Source organism: Desulfitobacterium elongatum (assembly GCF_055378975.1).
On sequence record NZ_AP038772.1, the window covers coordinates 2,173,141 to 2,194,712 of the forward strand.

Sequence of the window (21,572 nt, forward strand, 5' to 3'; positions counted from 1 at the left end):
TGATCGAATGGATCACACGGACTTTAAATCCCTGTAGGCGGGTGTAACTCCCGTTCTCCCCGCTATTTTAAGGAGGCAACTCTATGCAGAATTTAAAGCTCGACGAGATACTCGAGACGGCGCGGCAAGAATCTCAGCTTAGTCGTGAGGAAATCTTAAGCTTATTAGATATCACCACCGAGAATGACTTAGATAAGGTCGCTCAAGTTGCTCGGGAACTCCGTGAAGCGTATTTTCACAATAAAATATTTCTCTATGGTTTTGTGTATTTTTCCACCTACTGCCGGAACGACTGTACCTTTTGCCTCTACCGTAAATCGAATTCAAGTTATCCTCGCTATAGGAAAACCAGTGAAGAAATCATGGTTACTGCCCATTGCTTAGCTGATTCTGGGGTACATCTATTAGATCTAACCATGGGTGAGGATCCACTGTATCATAATCAAAAACAGGGATTTGATGATCTCCTAAAAATGGTCAAAGAGATAAAACGAGAAATAAAAACTCCGATTATGATTTCCCCGGGCGTGGTTTCTCAGGAAATCCTATGGAAATTCAAAGAAGCGGGAGCAGATTGGTATGCCTGTTACCAAGAAACTCATAATAAGACCCTTTATAATCAATTGCGAATTAAACAGAATTATGATGAACGGATGAATCGGAAGATTACGGCTAAAAAAATGGGTTATTTGATTGAAGAAGGTTTATTAGCCGGAGTCGGAGATACCAATGAGGATATTGCAGATTCTATCCTTACTATGAAAAGAATTGGGGCTGACCAAGTTCGGGTCATGAGCTTCGTCCCTCAGGAAAATACACCCTTAGCGAATTGGAAAACAAATTCACATTTTCGTGAGCTGTTAATCATTGCTATTATGCGTCTGGTCATGCCCGATCGATTGATACCAGCCTCCCTCGATGTCGATGGTTTAAAGGGATTAGAACAACGGCTGAATTCCGGAGCAAATGTCATTACATCAATTATTCCGTCTTCCTCGGGTATGGCCGGGGTCTCTCAAAGTACTCTGGATATTGATGATGGAAATCGGTCAGTTGGGAAGGTTCTCCCCGTTCTGAAAGCCAACAGTTTAGAACCTGCAACTCTTGGAGAATATCAAGCCTGGGTGAACTCTCGTCAAGCAATGCACACTTACTCGGGGGAAGGAGTTATTCAATGCGGGTAGCGATTATCGGAGGGAAGCTGCAAGGGGTTGAAGCGACTTATTTGGCAAAGAAGGCGGGTTGGGAAGTCGTACTATTTGACCGTAGAGAACTTGCTCAAGCGTCACGCCTGGCCGATAGATTCCATTGTATGGATATTCTTGCTTGTACGAAAGAATTTATTTCTTGCCTTGATGGAATCGATGTGATTCTGCCAGCGATTGAGGATAGAGAGGTGCTAAGGGCTCTACAGGAAATTTCAACAATGACTAAAATTCCATTGGCTTTTGACCCCGTTGCCTATTCCGTTTCTTCATCAAAGCGTATTTCTAATCGACTGTTCCGTGATTGGGAAGTTCCGTCTCCCCGTCCATGGCCAGAATGCAACTTCCCGATTCTTCTAAAACCATCTGATCGGAGTGGAAGTGAGGGAGTTAGAGTAATTCATACGAGAGAAGAGTTAGATGATATCCAAGGGAGTAACCTTAATGAAGATTGGATCATAGAAGAGTATCTCGAGGGTCCATCCTACTCGATTGAGGTTTTCGGATTTGCGGGAGAATACCGGGTATTTCAGATTACACAATTAGAAATGGACGGGCAGTACGATTGCAAGCGGGTTCTTGCCCCTGCTGAACTTGATTATTCGCTCATGACGCAATTCGAAGAGCTTGCCCTAAAATTAGCGAATGAGCTTTCCCTGAATGGAATTATGGATGTCGAAACGATTCTTCATGACGGAAAGCTTAAAGTCTTAGAGATTGATGCACGTTTACCAAGTCAGACCCCTACTGCAGTCTATCACTCATCGGGGATCAATATGGTAGAATGCTTGGGTTACTCTTTTGTACAGGGAAATCTATATGTGCCTATTCCAAAGTGGCCTGCACAGAACGAGCGATATGTTATTTATGAGCATTTTCTAGTGACTAAGGAGAAAATCGAGACCTCTGGTGAACATATCTTGGCACAAGCAGGTCCACTAAGATTATTAACGGATTTCTTCGGAGCAGATGAGGTTTTAACAGACTATACTCCCGATAAGAAGGAATGGGTATTAACCTTAATCACTCGAGGTGAAAGTATCGAGGATACTCGGAAGAAAAGAGATAAAGTTCTTCAGAGTATTCAGGAAAAATTCGAAATTCCTAAAGTGTTAGATCCCTATCCTATGAGCTTAAATAAGGAGCTGAATAGTTATGACCCGTCTCAGAGAAAGCGATATCAACTTAATTGTCCGGCAAATGAAGGAGTACAACGAAGAGTTAGTGCGAAAGACCGGTCATACACTTTCCGATATCGCAGCCCATGCTGTTGGAATGCACTGTACAGACGTGCATGATCCAGGCCCTATTGCTGTGTTACCCATGACCTGTGGACAGGGAGTCATTAGCGGATTCTCTGAAACTGTTGCAGGAATATTAACGTTTCTTGGAATGAGTACATTTGTTCCTTCCTCCACAGATGCTAAGGGTTTTGCTGAAGCCTTGGAGCGTGGGGCAGAAATTGTCTTTATGGCCGATGATGACCGATTTATTGCAGCTCATCTGAAAACAGGGCGATTCTCTGATAATAGCGTGGCAACAGGAAAGGGATATGTTGCAGCTTTAGATTATATGACCGGAGGGCTAGAGGAGCAGAGTGTACTGATATTGGGCGCAGGACCAGTGGGGCGATCTGCGGCTTTTTCGATTCTCGACTTCGGAGGAAAAATTCATATTTACGATAAGGATAATAAGGCAAGTGAAAAATTGGCTCAAGACGTCTTTAGTCAACGCGGTAAGAGTGTTTTTATTGAAGGCAATCTGGATTCGGCCTTGAAGAGCCATCGAGCAATACTTGTTGCCTGTCCCGAAGCTGGGTTTATTACAGAGAATCATCTTTATTCTGATAGTTTTGTGGCGGCCCCCGGAGTGCCTTTAGGTATTCATTCCGAGGCTTTGGATCAAATCTCATCACGTTTGGTTCATGATCCAGTTCAATTGGGAGTGGCGACAATGCTTTATGAAATCTTAAGAGGCTGAAATTTAAAAGAGTGTATCGAGTTTTTTGTATCATGTGATTATTCATGCTAAAAGGAGATGAGATCAAATGGTCCAAGCGGCTCTCAAAGAAAAGAAAAGGTATTATCGTAAAAATGTAGATTTCTTTAATTTAATAGAAAAGATCAAACTATGGCCATCCCGTAAGGGTACATTACATGGAATTAAGTCCATGACGCGAAGAGGAGATATGGCAGAGATTTTAACTCACTGTAATCGACGTTTTATTATCTACAATTCTAAACATGGCCGAGTCGCACGTTGGATGAGGAACAAATGGTTTTTTGGACTCTGTCCTACGTGTAAGGTGCCGGAGTGGAAGCTCCAAAAGTATTCATCGACGGTTATGAGTCAACATTATGGAGCACACCTTTAAAATAAGTAACCATTCGTCAAATCACTTGAGGAAAGGCAATAGAGGTCATAGAGGTTGCTAATCTATGCATAAAGGGAGTCAAGCTTGCGTCACCGCAACTTGGCTCCCTCTTGTTCATGTTTACTCTGTTTCCTCACCTGCAGCTAATAAAGCAGTTGTCTCTTCGATAGGCAGCGTTTGTACACTTTTAAGCTTCCGTTCGATCGTCCGCGACTTCTTCGTGGCTGTATCGATCGTATTGCTCGCTTCTTGTAATTTCTTCTGAGTCTTTTCGAGAATCTCAACAAACTTTCCAAATTCGGTTTTTACTGCACTTAGCAGGTTCCAGACTTCACTGGATCGTTTTTCAATCGCTAATGTTCTGAAACCCATTTGTAGGCTATTGAGAAGAGCTGCGATCGTTGTAGGCCCTGTAATTACGACTTTATAGTCTCTTTGTAACATTTCGACGAGTCCAGGTCTACGAAGGACTTCGGCGTAAAGCCCTTCAATAGGAAGGAAGAGTATCCCGAAATCTGTCGTATGGGGTGGATCAATATATTTTTCGCGAATGGTTTTTGCTTCTGTCTTGATTCGATACTCAAGGGCTTTCCCCAATTCTTCAATCCGAGGGAGGTTAGCCTGATCTTGTGCTTCAAGAAGGCGCTCATAATCTTCCATCGGGAACTTGGCATCGATCGGTAAATAGATGATTCCATCATTTCCATCCTTCGCAGGAATCTTAATGGCATACTCTACTCGGTCATTACTCCCGAGTTTTGTTATGACATTCGTGGTATATTGCTCAGGAGTGAGGACTTGTTCCAAGAGATTTCCCAGTTGTATCTCTCCCCATGTACCTCGAGTTTTAACATTGCTTAAGACCTTCTTTAGATCCCCTACACCTGAAGCCAGAGATTGCATTTCTCCTAGTCCTTTATGTACGAGCTCTAGTCGATCGCTAACAAGTTTAAAGGATTCTCCGAGACGCTGCTCTAAGGTGGAGGTAAGCTTTTCATCGACTGTTGCTCTCATCAATTCGAGTTTTTGAGAATTGTCTTGCTGAAGAAGGTGAAGCCGTTCTTCTACGGTTTTGCGAAGCTGTTCTAACTTTTGTTCATTCGTCTGGGAAAGGTTATTCATCTGACGAGCAAAGATATCGAGTTGGCTCCGCTCGAGGTTAGCTATCTCAGTCATTTGAGAGAGTACCGAGTCATTAAAGCGTTTTAGAGATTGACTCATCTCTTCACGAGCGAGGCGAGAATTTGAGGTGCCTTCTTCACGATTGCGAGCAATTTCATCTTGAAAAACTCGCTCTTGTCGTTCTAGGTTCTTTTCAAGCAAGAGCAATTTGTTATCGAGATAACCAAGTTTCGTATCAAGTCCTTTCAGGGAATCGTCGAAATTTGAAATTTTGATTCTTGAAAACTGGAATAAAAGAAGGAGTATAAGAACAATAGAGAGTCCCGCCATACCTGTATTCACCATTAGAAAAGTCTCATTCATAAAAATTCCTCCAAAACATGATGTCTATGCAGTGTCCCTTAGGACATTGTAATTGCGCTAAGCACCTAGGTTATACAGTACTTACTTTACCACATTTAAAGGACATTTTTCTGAAACTCTTGCACTCTGACCAAATTTGATTAAAATATTAATTGTAGAATATTGGGTAATATAATTTAATGGAGGATTTAAAGTCGATGAGTAATATGGAGACCAAAGAGTTCCAAACAGAAATCAGGCAGTTGCTCGATATTGTAATTAACTCTCTATATACAGATCAAGAGATTTTCTTACGTGAGCTGATTTCGAATGCTGCCGATGCTTCAGAAAAATTACGGTATATACAGCTAACAGGCCTGGAAATCAATGATAAGGATCAATTACTCGAAATTCGAATTACACCGGACGAGGAAGCTAAAACTTTAACGATCGAAGATGCTGGGATCGGAATGACGAAAGAAGATTTAATAGAGAATCTAGGAACCATTGCTCATTCTGGGTCAAAGGCATTTATTCAACGTTTAGCAGAAGCTGGGGATAAAAAGGATGTTAACTTGATTGGACAATTTGGGGTTGGCTTTTATTCAGCCTTCATGGTTGCAGATAAAGTTACCCTGACCACACGGTCTTACCAATTAGATGCTCAGGGGTATCGTTGGGAATCTGATGGTAGAGGAAGTTATAGTATCTCTGAAGAACAGGATCTTCCCCGCGGAACTCGAATTACACTACATCTCAAAGAAGATGCTTTAACTTATGCAAATATGGATACGGTCAAACGCATCATTAAACAGTATTCGAGCTTCGTTCCTTATCCAGTGCTAGTAAATGAAGATAAGATTAATACAGTACAAGCACTATGGACAAAGAACAAGAATGAAATTACCGAGGAGGATTATACCGAATTCTATAAGTTTATCGCCAATGCATATGATGAGCCAATGTTTAAGATGCATTTTTCCTCGGATGCACCTATTAATATCAACACTTTGCTTTTTGTACCAAAATCCAATCTTGAACGCTTTGGCTTTGGGCGCATGGAAGCAGGAGTCAATCTCTATTGTAAAAAGGTTTTAATTCAAGAAAAAGCCAAGGATATTTTACCTGAGTGGCTTCGTTTCGTGAGAGGTGTCGTTGATAGTGAAGAACTCCCACTGAACATTTCCCGCGAAACCATGCAAGACAGCGCCTTAGTCGCCAAACTTAACAAAGTGGTTACTAGCCGTTTTCTTAAGTTCCTCGATGAGCAAGCGAAGTCTGAACCTGATAAATTCAAAGAGTTCTGGAATGAATTTGGGATCTTCATTAAAGAAGGGGCTGCCAACGATTTTACTCACCGTAATGAACTTGTGAAGCTACTGCGGTTTGAATCCTCTAAAACTTCTGAAGGAGAAATGATTTCTCTTGATGGTTATGTCAGCCGGATGAAGGAAGGGCAAGAAGCAATTTATTTTCTGAATGGTCCGACCCGTAAAGTCATTGAAGAGGGGCCCTATCTAGAGGCCTTCCAGGATAAGGACTATGAGGTTATCTATACCTACGAGGGAATCGATGACTATGTCTTTGATATGCTTAGAGAATATGATGGTAAAAAACTAATATCTGCGGATCATTCCGATTTAAACCTTTCTGGAAACGAATCTGTCAATGAGGGAGACGAAGAAGCCCGGTTGAATGAGGATGAGACTAAAGAATTTAGTGCTTGGCTTAAGGAAACACTAGGCACGAAAGTAACTGAAGTTCGAGAGTCTAAACGATTAGTAGATAGCCCTGCAATCATTCTTAGTCATTATGGAACACACAGTATGCAAAGGATGATGCAACTGATGAATCGTGATCTTCAGGACGTTCCCCCGGGAATTTTAGAAATCAACCCCAAACATGCACTCATTGAGCGCCTCAATGAGCTGAGAAAACAAGAAGACTCCTTTGCATTACTCGCAGCTGAGCAGCTCTTTGCTAATGCTCAAATAGCAGCTGGTATCATCGTGGATCCACGTAGCATGGTTCATCGTCTCAATGAAATCTTAGAAAAGGCCCTAGGGTAAGAGTTAATCTAATAAGAAATAAAGGGTTTTAATTCAAAAAAGGCTATTTCGAAAGAGCTTATATCTATCGAAATGGCCTTTTTTGTCGTTTTTGGCATGAAGCATTCAAAATGTGATTGGAATCACAACTTTTTCTTTCTAACAAAGCTATGCTTGATTTAAAAAGGGGGAACTTATTATGAATTCAAGCTGTTCCAAAAGTTAAGACGGTAGATATACTCTACCAAAAGTTAAGACGGTAGATATACTCTAAATACTCAGCATCGGCATATAAATACTTCTATAACCTCTAAAACCCTTGTGGGTATACTACACGAATTTATTCTGGGTATAACACTACTTACATTAGCTAGTAGATTCCTATGAATTGGAGTGATCTAAAGTGGGAAAAGGAAAAGTTAAGCTATCGCGGCGCCAATTTCTTCAAGCGACGGCTGCCACAGGTGTTCTAATCGGAACGGTGGGAGCAGTAGGAGTTGCAAAGAAGGCAATCGCAGAGGGGGAATCTACGCCTCCAAATATTAAAACAATAAGGACGACGTGTTCTCCGAACTGTACGGGTGCCTGTGGAATGAACGCCATCGTAGAAAATAATGAGATTAGGGCTATCGTGCAAGCGGCTGATTATCCAGATCCAGAGTATAATCCCCGCGGTTGTCTCAAGGGATTATCCATGATGAACCTAGTCTATGGACCTGATCGATTACAAACCCCGCTGATTCAAAAGGGTAAACCCGGTTCAAAGGAATTTCAAAAGTCCACGTGGGATGAGACGTTGGACTTTACAGCAAAACGTCTTAAGGAAATTGCCGAAAAATATGGACCTGAATCGATTGGCGTGATTTTCCAAGTCGGGGGGACGGGATATGTTCACAAGGGGGCAATGGTCCGTTTATCCACACTAGCAGGTTGGAACATGCACCACGCCTATGATCAAAATGGAGATTTACCGATGTTCTGGCCGATGACCTTTGGGGTACAGTCGGAAGAACTCGAACCGCTCGAATGGCTCAATTCACGTTACGTCGCAATCTTCGGTTCGAATATTATGGCGACCCGCCTCCCGGATGCTCACTTCCTCGTTGAGGCGAGAAATCGCGGGGCAAAGATTGCTGTCTTCGACCCCAACTTTAGTCCAACAGCAGCTAAAGCTGATGAATGGATATCGATTAAAGGGAGCAGTGATGCAGCGGTTGGGCTTGGCATTTCGAAAGTGATTCTTGATGAAAAGCTCTATGATGATGCATTCATTAAAACGTATACCGATATGCCTCTTCTTGTCCGCTTAGATAACGGAAAACGCCTAAAAGCAGATGAGGTACAGGGACTTACTAAACCCATAGATACACCGACTTATCGGGAAGCTTATGTTGCGTATAACGGTCAATTCATTGTCGTTCATCCAGAAAAGCTAGATCTTCCACTCGACATTATTCTCGAAGGGGAAGTCGAGGTTCTTCTTAAGAGTGGGGAAAAAGTCAAAGCAGCACCGGCTTTTAAGCTTCTTAAAGAAAGCTTGAAAAAGTATACCCCTGAAGAAGTAGAAAAGGAGTCTGGGATTAAGAAGGATACTCTCGTACGTGTTGCTCGGGAAATGGCAACGATCAAGCCTCTACACATTGTGTATGGTGCAAGTAATTATCAATGGTATCATGGAGATCTCAAAGGAAGGGCTCTTGCTTTGATTAACGTTCTGACAGAGAACCTTGGAAGTTCGGGTGCAGGGATCTCAACATATGCTGGACAATACCGTATCCGCCTAAAAGTCGCTCAGTGGTGGGTTCCTGAAGGACGTAAACAAAACTGGCTCCCGTGGTTATATGTCTTAAACGGCCCCACGAAAACGATGAAGGCAAAGTATCCAGAACATGGAATTAAGGCCTTGATCGTAGGGTGGGGAAATCCCTTTGATCAGCACAACATGTCGAACAAACTTCGGGAAATGGTCGATACGGGTGATCTCGAATTCGTTGCAACAATGGACTTCCAGATGACCACAAGCTGCCAGTATAGCCATGTCGTACTCCCCGCTGTGACTTGGTATGAAAAAATGGAGCTCGTTGCGACTCCAGTACAACCGTATTTGCAGCTTCAGCAGCCTGCAATTAAACCCGTTTATGAAGGAAAACCAGAGCTCTGGATTATGAGGGAACTGGCTAAACGATTAAATCCAGAATTTGAGAAATACTTTTACCCTGGACTTGACCCCGACCAAGCGGCAGAAGAAGCGATCAAACTTCTTTTAAAAACCGGAGGACCTGCAGTAGAAGGGATTACGCTGGAACAACTGAAAAAGGGACCCGTACGTTTGAAATCCGAAGTCCCAGGAAATCGTCAGATTCCTTTTTATGAGCAAATCCAACATAAGAAGCCCTTCCCACCGGAAAGCCTTCCAGCAAAACTTGAGCAGACGGCACAATTTGTGAAAAGTGGGCGAATTGAATTTTACAAAGATGAAGATATTTTCCTTCAAGCTGGAGAAGCACTGCCCGTTCATAAACCTCCTTTTGAGGAAAGCGAGTATGTGCTCAACCCAAAGGCTCGTGAGAAATACACGTTTTCTTATGTTACTCGGAATGCAATCTATCGCGTGCACTCCACTCATTCTAATAATATTTGGATGAACGAACTCCAAGAGGGTAAACCCCATGTTTGGTTGAGTCCTACAGATGCATCTGAAAAGGGTATTAAAGATGGGGACGAAGTCGAGATTTATAATGACCGAGGGAAAATTACCGCTTTCGCTATCGTGGACCCAGGAGTTGGTCGAAAAGTGGCCGTCTTTGAAGAAGGGTGGTGGAGTCGGTATTTGAAAGGAGCTTCATTTAATTCCTTAACGTATCCTTTTATTAAGCCGACTCATGAAGTATACTTTGTTCCCGGGATGTGGGCCCCGAATACTGCATGGAATGAATGCCTCTGTGATGTAAAGAAGGTGGGTGATGCACTATGAGAATGGGCATGGTGATCGACTTAGATAAATGTATTGGGTGCCGTTCGTGTGCGGTAGCGTGTAAATCCCATAATGCTCAACCCCCAGGAACCTGGTGGAACCGAGTATTTACTCCCGGGAGTTCCTTTCATCAGACTGCTGTCGGCGAAGGCGGGCACTTACAGATGAATTTCCTCCCCGTTTCTTGCCAAATGTGTGATAACGCTCCCTGTGAGAAAGTTTGCCCAGTTGGTGCGACTTACAAGGATGAGAGGGGTGTCATCCTCATCGATTACGACCGCTGTATTGGGTGTCGCTACTGTATTGCAGCTTGCCCATATAATGTTCGGCAGTTTAATTGGGAGGATCCGAAAAAAGCAAAAGAACGGGCGGGATATAAGGAAGGGTATAATTATGGCTATCCAGCGGATGTCAGAGATAAGGATGGACAGCTTGTTTATACACCAAACCGTCCAAAAGGGACGGTTGAGAAATGTACCTTTTGTTTCCAATACACCTCGCAAGGAGAGCTTCCTGCCTGTGTTCGTTCTTGCCCCTCGAAGGCTAGGACTTTTGGGGATCTCGATGATCCGGACTCTGAAGTCAATCGTTTAATTCGTGATCGTCAGGCTATCCGACTCAAAGAAGAATTGGGAACCCAACCAAAGGTCTATTATCTTCCAGCAAGTAAACCAAATCGTTAGGATTCATCAAATACATTATGAGAGGGTGTAAGATGTGACGCTGAATAATGCGGTTTCACCCCGTACAGTAACCGTTCCGAGTAAACGACTCAACAGTTTGCTCGTGATCTCGATTATCATGCTTCTCGTTAGCTTGAGCGCATGGGGCTTCCAGCTGAAGCAGGGACTTATAGTCACAAATATGCGAAACTCCTTTAGTTGGGGACTCTATATATCAACCTTTGCGTTCTTCGTCGGAATAGCTGCGGGAGGTCTCATCGTTTCCTCCTCGGTCTATCTCTTTAACCTTGAGAAATTAAAGCCCTTGACCAAGATTGCCTCCTTATCCGCTTTCGCTTGTTCCCTCGGCGCAGGAGCGATGATTTTACCGGATATGGGGCGGGTTGATCGAGTCTATAATATCCTTCTCCATCCCAACTTTCGTTCTCCACTTGTTTGGGACGTCATCGTGATTAGTGCGTACCTTGTCGTGACCTTCTTAAGTGTCTATGTGCAACTTCTGCCGGATTGGAAAATAGAAAGTCGAGGCTTTTTGAATGGCTGGACAAAACGACATTCTCTCGAAGACATTCAAACGTTCTCAAAAAAGTGGTCCAGGCGAGTCGCATACCTCGGACTCCCGTTTGCTGTGCTCATTCACACCGTAACCGCTTTAATCTTTGCCACCCAGGCTTCGCGCGGTTGGTGGAATACCGCCATTCTTCCTCCTGATTTCATCTCAGTAGCCGTGGCTTCAGGGACCGCTTTAGTATTATTGATCTCGCTGCTATTTGCTGGCAAAGATCGCTTTACTGAATATCAGGATGCCTTTAAAACCTTAGCAAGCATTGTTGCTGGAGCGTTAGTGGTTCACTTTTTCTTTGTTGCTATAGATCTCCTGGTTCATGGTTGGTGGGGAGGGGCAGAATCGGAGGAAATTTTCTCCCTAGTTTTTGGACGGTATGGAGGGGTCTATGCAACAGAAATCCTTTTACCAAGTTTTACAATGATTTATTTCTTCACACAGAGGGGGAAAAGTTCTCGCAAAGCGTTGATTCTCGGATGTGTACTCCTTTTCATCGGCGTCTTTGCTCATCGAATGATGCTGATGTTCCCCTCTTTTAATGCAATTCCTTTAACCTTAACAATACATGGTGCCGGGATTGAGAATTGGACTTATCCTGTTGCGGTAGGGCAGTATCGGGAAGGAATCTCGTCCTTTGCAAGCTCTTGGCCCTATTTCCCCACCCTTCTCGAAATGGCACTCGGATTGCTACCTTTTGGATTGGTTCTTTTCGTAGTATCCTTCTTTCTTAAACTCTATTCGTTTTTGCCAAAGCGTTCCGACGTGATAAAATAAATGCAAAGAAACTTGCCACAGGTCGAACACATCTTTGAGGTACACAACTCTATGGAAATAAACCACTAAACATCGACTAATGCTACTTTTAGTAAGTGGCATTAGTCGATGTTCTTCCCCTTTGTTCGGGATTGTCTTAGAATTTGAATCTTACTTGCATACTTTGCAAACACTAAATTCATCGTGCACGAAAGGACGTGACTTTAATGACTCATTGGAGAAGTGGTACTCAGCAAATGAATTACCCTTTGAACCCCAAAGATCCAAGAAATCCAGTACAGAAGCATGAGGATCTCAATGCTCTTCCTAAGCTCTATCAAGATTTTTACCGAGAAGTGACTCAGTTTGTTCCTCATCAACGTATTTATATTGATCCCCTTTATACATTAGGCTTTGGGATCGATGCTAGCTTTTATCGGCTGATCCCCAAAGTTGTTATTAAGGTTGTGAGCAATGATGAGATGTCTGAGATTCTCAAACTTGCGCAGAAGCTCAATGTTCCAGTGACGTTTAGAACCGCTGGGACAAGCCTTTCTGGTCAGGCATTGACTGATTCGGTCCTTCTCATGCTCCAGGGGGCTTGGAGAAACTATGAGGTTCAAGACGAAGGAAAGAAAATAACTTTAGAACCCGGAATCCTCGGAGTGGAGGCCAATCGATACCTCAGATCCTACAAACGGAAAATTGGCCCGGATCCGGCCTCGATTGACCATTGTATGATTGGTGGAATTGCAGCTAATAATGCGAGCGGTATGTGCTGCGGTACGGCAGACAATAGTTATAAGACCGTTGAGGATATGCGAATTATTTTTGATGATGGTACGGTCCTTGATACAGCAATTCCTGCCTCCAGAAGCGCTTTTAAGCAAAGAAAATCGGAACTCATTCGCCAGATCGAAGCCATTCGTGATGAAATCAAAGCAGAACCTGAGCTCACAGCGATGATTCAGAAAAAGTATAAGATTAAGAATACCACTGGGTATAGTATTAACGCCTTCGTCGACTATGACGATCCAATCGATATTATTAAGCACATCATGATTGGGTCAGAAGGGACCCTAGGCTTCATTTCTCAAATCACTTATAAAACGGTCGTCGAGCATGATCATAAAGCCTCAGCTTTGATAATCTATCCAGATATGGACCATGCCTGCCGCGCTGTCATGAGGCTCAATAGAGACATCGTTTCAGCCGCAGAGATGATGGATAGAGCTTCCCTAAAATCTGTGGAAGATGCCCCAGGAATGCCAGATTATCTTAAAACCCTCTCAGATACAGCAACGACACTCCTTGTGGAAGTCCGTGCTGAAAATCACGAGGTTCTTGAAAGACGGATTCAAGTGGCCAAAGAAAAGCTCGAGGATATTTCGACGGTTCTACCTATTAATTTCACAGCAGTAAAATCAGAGTATGAAGTTTTCTGGAAAATTCGCAAAGATATCTTTCCTGCGGTAGGTGGAATACGAGAGCAGGGGACAGCTGTACTTATTGAAGACGTTGCCTTTCCCTTAGATCGCTTAGCTGAAGCAACGGTAGATCTTCGGAATAGCCTAAACAAATACAGATACCGAGATGCCATTATCTACGGGCATGCGTTGGATGGGAATTGGCATTTTATTTTTACTCCGAAATTTGAGACAGATGAGGAAATCGCTCGTTATGAAGGACTAATGAATGAAGTAAATGAGTTCGTTGTCAAGAAATACAATGGGTCACTTAAAGCCGAGCATGGCACCGGACGGAATATGGCACCTTTTGTTGAACTCGAGTGGGGGAAAAAGGCCTATCAACTCATGAGACGGATTAAATCCGCCTTTGATCCACATAGTCTCTTAAATCCTGGCGTTATTATCAATGACAATAAAAATGTCTATCTCGAAAACTTAAAAATGATGCCTCAATCCCATGAAACCATTGATCGTTGCACAAACTGTGGCTTTTGTCAGGATATCTGTCCTTCAAAGAATTTGACGACTACTCCGAGGATGCGGATAATTCTGCAACGAGAAATTTCATTTTTGAAACGGACAGGAAAAGAACCGGAACGATTAATGCGGTTGCTTAAAGCCTACGATTATGTGGGAAATGCGACCTGTGCTACAGATGGACTCTGTGCGAAATCATGTCCACTTTCCATCAATACAGGAGACAACACAAAATATCTTCGTTCTCAAGCGATTACTCCCTCTACACGGTTTATCGCTAGAAGTCTAGCAAGGAACATGAATGGGGTTACGGCCTTTATGCGTTTTGGACTTGGGGCGGTAGATGCGGCTCATTCTTTAGTGGGTACGAAGATGATGGATACCTTGGCTACTAAAGCGCATCATGTGACACATAGTAAGATCCCACTCTGGAATCCTTGGATGCCGAAGAGAGGAACCACCCTGAAAAAACCAGGTTCGGCAATTTCTGCGAGCGTTGCTCATGCTTCTTCTGAGAAGGCTACATCTGGAAGTGAACCCTTAAAAGTCGTCTATTTCCCAAGTTGCATAAGTCGATCTATGGGACCAGCCCCGAATGACAAGGATCAAAGACCACTCAATGAGGTTATGCTTTCCGTTTCGGCGAAGGCTGGCTACGAAGTGATTTATCCCCCCAACATCGATAAGCTCTGCTGTGGTATGCCTTGGGAGAGCAAGGGATTTTTTGATATTGCAGATCAGAAGAGCGCTGAGTTAGAAAAAGTGCTCATCGAAGCGAGCGTGAACGGAAAATATCCGATTCTCTGTGATACAAGCCCCTGTCTCTACCGCATGAAGCGTGCCTTTAAATCCGGGATTGAGTTACATGATTCAGTTGAGTTTATCCATGATTTCTTGCTTCATCGCTTGAAAATCCAGCAGGTTCCCGAGACAGTGGCCGTTCATGTGACCTGTAGTGCCGTAAAGATGCATCTTAGTGAGAAATTCAAGGCAGTCGCTGAAGCGTGTGCTGAAAACGTCATTATGCCTGATGATGTACACTGCTGTGGGTTTGCCGGGGATAAGGGCTTTACCTATCCGGAACTGAATCGTTCAGCACTAGCAGGCCTAAAACCCTCACTTCCAGAAAATTGCACAGCCGGTTACTCCAATAGTCGTACATGTGAGATCGGTCTCTCTTTTAATAGCGGGATCAGTTATCAATCGATTATTTACCTAGTGGACCGTTGCTCTACTCCATTACTCGTTCGAGAATAAAAGCTACCGCCTGGATACTTCGGTCTCCGGGCTTTTTCGTGTAGTCACATTGGGGGCACTGTATTGTTCTGCCTAGAAAAAGTCACTGATTACCGTGACTTTTTTTTGTGTTAAAAAAAAGGTTTAAACATATAAATTATTGAGACAAGCTTCAAGGAAATATGGGGGCTAAAATTAACGGAGGTGTAGCCTTGGGGAGTATGTGAAGGAAGAAGCATATCCGATTTTACAATGGAGTGAGCTATATTTACCAAAACGTGCAATAAGATCGTCTAATTCACTTATATTCAATCGACTAAAGCTAAGTCTGCGGGATTACGAAAGAATTTTCACCGACTTACGTTGTGAGAACTTTGACATGATTGCAACCTACCGTCCTTATCATTTTAATGGGGAAGATTTTGGCCTTTATATTTATTCTGAACTGTTTAGCATGCTCGTTTTAAGTATTCTTCAACGAACATCAATGGGTCTTCGAGATGCTCACACTCTTGCGCTTGATTCTATCCTTACCCATGGTTCATTCCATTACCTAATTGAACGTTATGCAACCTTTTCAGAAGATAGTTCATCAGTAGAAACTCCACAAATTTACCCAAACTATAAAAGAAACATCTACAGTCAAGTATGGGGGACTTCCGATTGTTTCGAAGAAACCTTAGCTAATGCTTTTATACTTAAAGCAAATCCAATGTGGAGTAATATACAGAGGAACTATATCGAATTCCTTTTTACTCGACAAAGGGATGGCTATTGTCAAGTGATAGAGGTGGGGAAGGAGAATTGCTATGGAATGTTTGACCAGCTCGAAACACAAATCGTTGGACGAAATCGAGTTAACAGTGAAAGAATTCTTTGGAGTGGTTCTTCGCAAAAGTCAAGAAATATTCCGCGGCTCGCTGAATATATCGAAGCAAATATACCTTTTCGCCTTTTCAGACTTCCCGTGTACTTAGTGAATGATTGTAAGTGTCCAGAGGATTTTGAACGAATCGTGGAAATGCTATTTCCACAGCTATGAAATAAACCATGAAAAAGCTGTCTTACTCTACTTCAAATATAGAGGAGCAGCTTTTAAATTTTTTTAATTTATTAGTTATTGGTATAAATACTTATTGTCATAAACTATTTATGTGGCTTATAATAAGGAGAATAGAAATGAATGTGAAGGTGAGCATAATGACTAAAGATATTAAGGTAGATTTGCTGAAGAAAACAGGTCACTTGTTTCGAAGAATATGGCAGGAATACGAGGAATACTTGATGCCAGAGAGTATCCAGCTCTCACCTCATCAGATGTATTTTCTTAATTTCCTAGATCAAAGGAAAAAATTAACTCCTTCTGAGATTGCCGACCAGTTGGGAATTACTTTAGGTGCCGTGACAGGGTTTATGGACCGACTATACAAACTCGGGCTGATTACCAGGACACGGAGTGAAGAAGACCGCCGTTTGGTTTATATTGAACTCTCAGAAGAGGGAAAAAACCAGCTTCAGGCCTTCGATGAGCAGCGTAAGAAGAAACATGCTGAGATCCTGGAACAGTTTGGCCCTAATGAAATTGAACAACTGAATCAATCTTTAGATAGGTTTAGGTTGGTGTTAGATGAATTAAGAGAGAAGAAATAGGAGAATTTGTTTATGCAAAAACAATATGTACGCCCCATGGTTATTCTCTTGATTGTGCAGTTCCTCGTCATGGTTGGCTTCGGAATTGTCATCCCAATTTTACCTTTTCTTGTAGAGAAACTTGGTGGGGGAGCACTTTCCCTTGGAATCTTTATGTCAGCCTACTCCATAATGCAATTTTTCTTTGCTACGTTCTGGGGAAGACTCTCGGACCGAATTGGAAGGCGCCCGGTCCTTCTGATTGGATTAAGTGGGTATGGGGTAACTTTCTTTCTCTTCGGCTTGGCTACTAACCTGCCTCTATTGATTGCAATTCGAGCCGTTTCTGGGGTAATTTCCTCTGCCACTTTGCCGACCGCCATGGCGTACTTGGCTGATATTACAGAGGGTGCGGAACGTTCGAAGAGCATGGGAATGGTTGGAGCAGCGATGGGTTTAGGTATGATCTTCGGACCGGCTCTTGGGGGATGGCTCGGGCAATATAGCTTTTCTTTACCTTTTTTCGTTGCAGGAGGGCTTGCTTTACTCGTCCTGCCTTTTGCCTGGAGCTTCTTACCGGAAACGTTAAAGAAGATTGGTGTAACACCGGCACGTAAGCCAAGAAGATTAAGTTGGGAAGTCATTAAAGATCCTTTGTTTACCCTTTTTGCTATAAACTTTACCCTTAGTTTTACGATGGCCATGTTTGAAACTACCTTTGCCTTACTAGCCGCTTTAAAAGTTGGGTTTGGTCCTAAGGAAATGGGAATGACCTTTGTGATCATCGGGATAGCGAGTACTATTGTCCAAGGGGGGCTAATTGGCAAACTTGTTAAACGATTTGGGGATGCAAAGCTTGTAAAAATGGGCATGTATATGAGTGCCGCAGGACTAATATTCATCCTATTGTCCCAGAATACGTTTTTCATCATCACGGCAACCATGGTCTTTATGATTGGAACAGCCTTAATGGGGCCGACGAGTTCGAGTTTAGTCACGCAGCAAAATACACATGGGCAGGGGGCATCGCTTGGATTCTTTCAATCCTTTGGTAGCCTAGGGCGTATGTTTGGTCCTATCGCTGGAGGTGTACTGTATGGATTGAATGTCGGATTGCCCTATATTACAGGGGCTGTATTTTTAATTGTTATGGTTCTAATTACTGGTCGGAAAATCAGTGGATATGGGCAAGCGGTTCCCGCTACTCAGGAGTAGAAATAAAAACCCCTTACTCATATTTGGACAGTGACTCTGTTCAAATAACGAGAAGGGGCTTTTGTGCAAATATATATTATATGTTTTCGTTGGCGTAGAGCTCAACAATCTTCAGAATAACCTCAACTGATTTCTCCATCGCGAAAGTAGGAATGAATTCGTACCTACCATGGAAATTATGTCCGCCTGTAAAGAGGTTTGGGGTCGGGAGTCCCATATAGGAGAGACGAGCTCCGTCTGTACCACCGCGAATTGGACGAATCTGGGGAGTGACACCAACGGCTTCCATTGCAGCACAGGCCTTATCGACAATGTGAAGGACGGGTTCGATTTTTTCTTTCATGTTTTGATATTGATCTGTGATTTCGATACTAAAGCTGTCATTGCCAAATTCTTTGTTGAGTTCCTCGGCTAATATGAGCATGTTCTCTTTACGTTTCTCAAAGGAAGCTAGATCAAAGTCCCGGATAATATAATAAAGAGTTGTTAGTTCAACATCCCCACGGATATCATTAAGATGATAAAATCCTTCATATCCTTCTGTGTGGGTCGGAGTTTCATGAGGCGGAAGATGTGAGATGTATTCATTTGCTAATAGAATGGAGTTAACCATTTTATTTTTGGCATTACCGGGGTGGATATTGCGACCACGGACTTTGATAATGGCTTTTGCAGCGTTGAAGTTTTCATATTCTAGTTCACCAATGGCTCCACCATCTACCGTATAAGCGAAATCTGCCCCAAATCCTGAAACGTCAAAGTGATCGGCACCTCGACCGACTTCTTCGTCAGGAGTAAAACCAACACAAATCTTTCCATGCTCGATTTCTGGGTGCGTGGTAAGATATTCAAGTGCTGTCATGATTTCTGCAATGCCCGCTTTGTCATCCGCTCCGAGCAAAGTTGTTCCATCCGTTGTGATTAAAGTTTTTCCTATGTAATCTTTGACTTCGGGGAAGTCATTAGGAGAAAGAGTAATGTTTTGCTGCTCATTGAGTAAGATATCTCCACCGTCATAGTTCTCTACTAATTTCGGTTTTACATTCTCTCCCGAGAGGTCTGGACTCGTGTCCATATGAGCAATAAAGCCGATAGCAGGGGCGCTTTTAGCAGTATTCGATGGAAGTGTAGCATAAACATATCCATGCTCGGAAAGCCTAACGTCGCGTAGACCAAAGTTTTTGAGTTCCTCGGACAGTGCAGTGGCTAATTTGATTTGCTTTTTAGTACTGGGAACGGATGTGGAATCCTCATTCGATTGAGTATCAACTTGGACATACTTAAGAAAGCGTTCGATAACATTAGACAATGTAGTGTGCCTCCTATCATTCCTGAGAAATCGGAATCCTTTAGAATTCTAATACTCAAATATATTTCCAATTTATAATATAGTTTATTTTTGCCCATCCGGCAAATCTTCTTTAAACATAGGGGCTTGCATGGGGTTGATATAATAGTGTTTAGAGTTAAATTAATTATGATTAGAAGTGTCAGCACTGAGTCATCTGTGATGCTTAGATCAAAGGGGAAATATTTATGAATATACTTACTGCTGAAGGCCTTACAAAAAGTTATGGCGTTAAGGTGCTGTTTAAGGATATCACGTTTGGAATTGATGAGGGAGAGAAAATCGGGATCATCGGGGTAAATGGAACAGGGAAGTCGACTTTGTTGAAAATCCTAGCGGGAGCGGAACCAGCAGAGGCGGGTCAGGTCATCACAAACAATAACATACATTTGGAATATCTCCCCCAAGATCCATACTTCGAAGACATGGCCACTGTTTTACAGCAAGTCTTCAAAGGAACTTCACCAATCATGCAGCTCTTAAGAGAGTATGAAACGGCACTCGATAAGCTGAATCGAGATCCTAACAATGCAGTTTATCAGAATTCCCTCATGTCACTCGGACAGAAGATGGATTCTTTAAATGCCTGGCAACTTGAAAGCGAAGCCAAAACAATTCTTACGAAACTTGGAATAACACAGTTCGATACTTTAGTCGGTACCCTATCGGGCGGACAAAGAAAACGTGTTGCACTTGCTAGTGCACTTATTAACCCTGCAGACTTACTTATTCTTGATGAGCCAACAAACCATATTGATAATGAGACTGTAGATTGGCTAGAGCAGTATTTGAATAAGCGAAAAGGTGCTCTTTTAATGATCACACATGATCGGTATTTCCTTGATCGAGTTGTGAACCGAATCATTGAATTAGATCAAGGAAAACTATATCCCTATCCAGGTAATTATAGTAGGTACTTAGAACTTAAAGCCGAGCGTGAAGAACAAGAAGAGTCCTCGGAGCGTAAAAGACAAAACCTCCTACGTAATGAATTGGCCTGGATAAGACGGGGCGCACAGGCTCGCTCAACAAAGCAAAAGGCACGGATTGATCGTTTTGAACAACTACAGGGAGATAAACCGTCAGAAAAGATAGGTAAAGTAGAAATTACAGCCGGTGCTACACGACTGGGTAAGAAAGTGGTTGAGTGTTCTCATCTCCATAAGGAATACCCTGGGCGAGGTGTAGTGGTTGAAGATTTTAGTGTGATTCTTTCCCGACATGATCGAATGGGGATTATCGGTCCCAATGGAAGTGGCAAATCCACACTATTGAATTTATTGGCCGGGCGAATTGAACCGGATCAAGGAAAATTGGAATGGGGCCCCACGGTTAAGATCGGGTACTTCACCCAAGAAAATGTAGAGTTAAATCCAAACATCAGGGTCATTGATACGATAAAAGAGGTCGCTGAAGTCATTCCCACTCCTGATGGAGGAACAATTACAGCGTCCCAAATGCTTGAGCGTTTTCTCTTTACGCCAGCTCAACAATGGACTCAAGTTGATAAGCTTTCCGGAGGAGAGAAGCGCCGTCTTTTCCTATTACAAGTGCTTATGAGTGCTCCTAATGTATTGTTTTTAGACGAGCCAACGAATGATTTGGATGTCCAGACATTAAGTATTTTAGAAGAGTACTTAGAAGATTTCCCAGGTGTAGTTATCGTTGTATCCCATGATCGGTACTTCTTAGATCGAGTAACTGAAAGGATACTCTCCTTTGAGGGGAATGGAATAATTCGCTCAACCGTCGGAAATTATTCTGAGTACAGGGAACAGATGCAACGAATTTCACTGGAATCGCAAAACCTAGTAAAGGTTAATGATCATAAACCAAATGCCATCATCGTTCCGGAAAATCCCGGAAAAACGAAAGATCGTCCACTGAAAATGAGCTACAAAGAGCAACGTGAATACGAACAAATCGAAGAGCTTATTACACAGTGCGAGAGCGAGCTGCAAAAAGTTGCTCAAGAAATGAATGAAGTAGGTAGTGAGTATGGCAAGCTAAATGAACTACTGAAGACTCAAGAAGCCCTCGAAAGAAAACTCGAGGAACACTTTGAACGTTGGACCTATCTTAATGAACTTGCAGAAAGAATCGCTCAAAATAAATAGATTAACTAATGGGGG

General features: G+C 42.8%; 15 protein-coding genes. 13 read left to right on the forward strand and 2 right to left on the reverse strand.

Features of this window, described 5'->3' with window-relative positions:
* The first annotated feature begins 83 nt into the window (after positions 1-83).
* The 4 genes from pylB to pylSn all read left to right on the forward strand — a co-directional run bounded on the left by pylB (position 84) and on the right by pylSn (position 3,579).
* Positions 84-1,184 carry a methylornithine synthase PylB gene (gene pylB, locus ACZ42W_RS10300; protein ID WP_464170518.1) on the forward strand — a complete coding sequence of 367 codons (1,101 nt, stop codon included), beginning with the start codon at positions 84-86 and terminating at the stop codon, positions 1,182-1,184.
* Positions 1,175-2,503: a 3-methylornithine--L-lysine ligase PylC gene (gene pylC / locus ACZ42W_RS10305; RefSeq protein ID WP_464170520.1), complete on the forward strand. Its 1,329-nt coding sequence runs from the start codon at positions 1,175-1,177 to the stop codon at positions 2,501-2,503. Before pylB ends, pylC begins: the two co-directional genes overlap by 10 nt.
* A complete protein-coding gene (pylD, locus tag ACZ42W_RS10310) occupies positions 2,406-3,185 on the forward strand; it encodes a 3-methylornithyl-N6-L-lysine dehydrogenase PylD (RefSeq protein WP_464170949.1) in 780 nt (259 codons plus the stop codon). Before pylC ends, pylD begins: the two co-directional genes overlap by 98 nt.
* Positions 3,186-3,252: 67 nt before the next feature.
* Complete coding sequence (pylSn, locus tag ACZ42W_RS10315; protein WP_464170522.1) at positions 3,253-3,579, forward strand: pyrrolysine--tRNA(Pyl) ligase small subunit; 327 nt, start codon at positions 3,253-3,255, stop codon at positions 3,577-3,579.
* A 120-nt stretch (positions 3,580-3,699) separates the two neighbouring features.
* Here pylSn and rmuC read toward each other — a convergent pair whose 3' ends face one another.
* Positions 3,700-5,046: a DNA recombination protein RmuC gene (rmuC, locus tag ACZ42W_RS10320; RefSeq protein ID WP_464170951.1), complete on the reverse strand. Its 1,347-nt coding sequence runs from the start codon at positions 5,044-5,046 to the stop codon at positions 3,700-3,702.
* A gap of 215 nt (positions 5,047-5,261) precedes the next feature.
* Between rmuC and htpG the strand changes: the two genes are divergently transcribed.
* From htpG to ACZ42W_RS10360, 8 genes are all read left to right on the forward strand, one after another.
* Positions 5,262-7,112, forward strand: coding sequence for a molecular chaperone HtpG (gene htpG, locus ACZ42W_RS10325; RefSeq protein WP_464170524.1), 1,851 nt, complete (start codon positions 5,262-5,264; stop codon positions 7,110-7,112).
* Positions 7,113-7,494: 382 nt separating this feature from the next.
* A complete protein-coding gene (locus tag ACZ42W_RS10330; RefSeq protein WP_464170525.1) occupies positions 7,495-10,065 on the forward strand; it encodes a molybdopterin-dependent oxidoreductase in 2,571 nt (856 codons plus the stop codon).
* Positions 10,062-10,748, forward strand: a complete 687-nt coding sequence (locus tag ACZ42W_RS10335; protein ID WP_464170526.1) for a 4Fe-4S dicluster domain-containing protein — start codon at positions 10,062-10,064, stop codon at positions 10,746-10,748. Before ACZ42W_RS10330 ends, ACZ42W_RS10335 begins: the two co-directional genes overlap by 4 nt.
* A gap of 34 nt (positions 10,749-10,782) precedes the next feature.
* Complete coding sequence (gene nrfD / locus ACZ42W_RS10340) at positions 10,783-12,087, forward strand: NrfD/PsrC family molybdoenzyme membrane anchor subunit (protein WP_464170528.1); 1,305 nt, start codon at positions 10,783-10,785, stop codon at positions 12,085-12,087.
* Between the two features lie 206 nt (positions 12,088-12,293).
* Positions 12,294-15,269, forward strand: coding sequence for an FAD-binding and (Fe-S)-binding domain-containing protein (locus ACZ42W_RS10345; RefSeq protein WP_464170530.1), 2,976 nt, complete (start codon positions 12,294-12,296; stop codon positions 15,267-15,269).
* Positions 15,270-15,627: 358 nt separating this feature from the next.
* Complete coding sequence (locus ACZ42W_RS10350; protein ID WP_464170532.1) at positions 15,628-16,290, forward strand: hypothetical protein; 663 nt, start codon at positions 15,628-15,630, stop codon at positions 16,288-16,290.
* 137 nt (positions 16,291-16,427) lie between these two features.
* Positions 16,428-16,898: a MarR family winged helix-turn-helix transcriptional regulator gene (locus ACZ42W_RS10355; protein WP_464170534.1), complete on the forward strand. Its 471-nt coding sequence runs from the start codon at positions 16,428-16,430 to the stop codon at positions 16,896-16,898.
* Positions 16,899-16,910: 12 nt separating this feature from the next.
* On the forward strand, positions 16,911-18,092 hold the full coding sequence (locus ACZ42W_RS10360) for an MFS transporter (RefSeq protein WP_464170536.1): 1,182 nt from the start codon (positions 16,911-16,913) through the stop codon (positions 18,090-18,092).
* Positions 18,093-18,168: 76 nt separating this feature from the next.
* Here the strand turns inward: ACZ42W_RS10360 and pepT are convergent, their stop codons facing one another.
* Entirely contained in the window at positions 18,169-19,401 is a 1,233-nt protein-coding gene (gene pepT / locus ACZ42W_RS10365; protein ID WP_464170537.1) for a peptidase T, read from the reverse strand.
* Between the two features lie 227 nt (positions 19,402-19,628).
* Between pepT and ACZ42W_RS10370 the strand changes: the two genes are divergently transcribed.
* Complete coding sequence (locus tag ACZ42W_RS10370) at positions 19,629-21,557, forward strand: ABC-F family ATP-binding cassette domain-containing protein (protein ID WP_464170538.1); 1,929 nt, start codon at positions 19,629-19,631, stop codon at positions 21,555-21,557.
* Positions 21,558-21,572 lie beyond the last annotated feature (15 nt).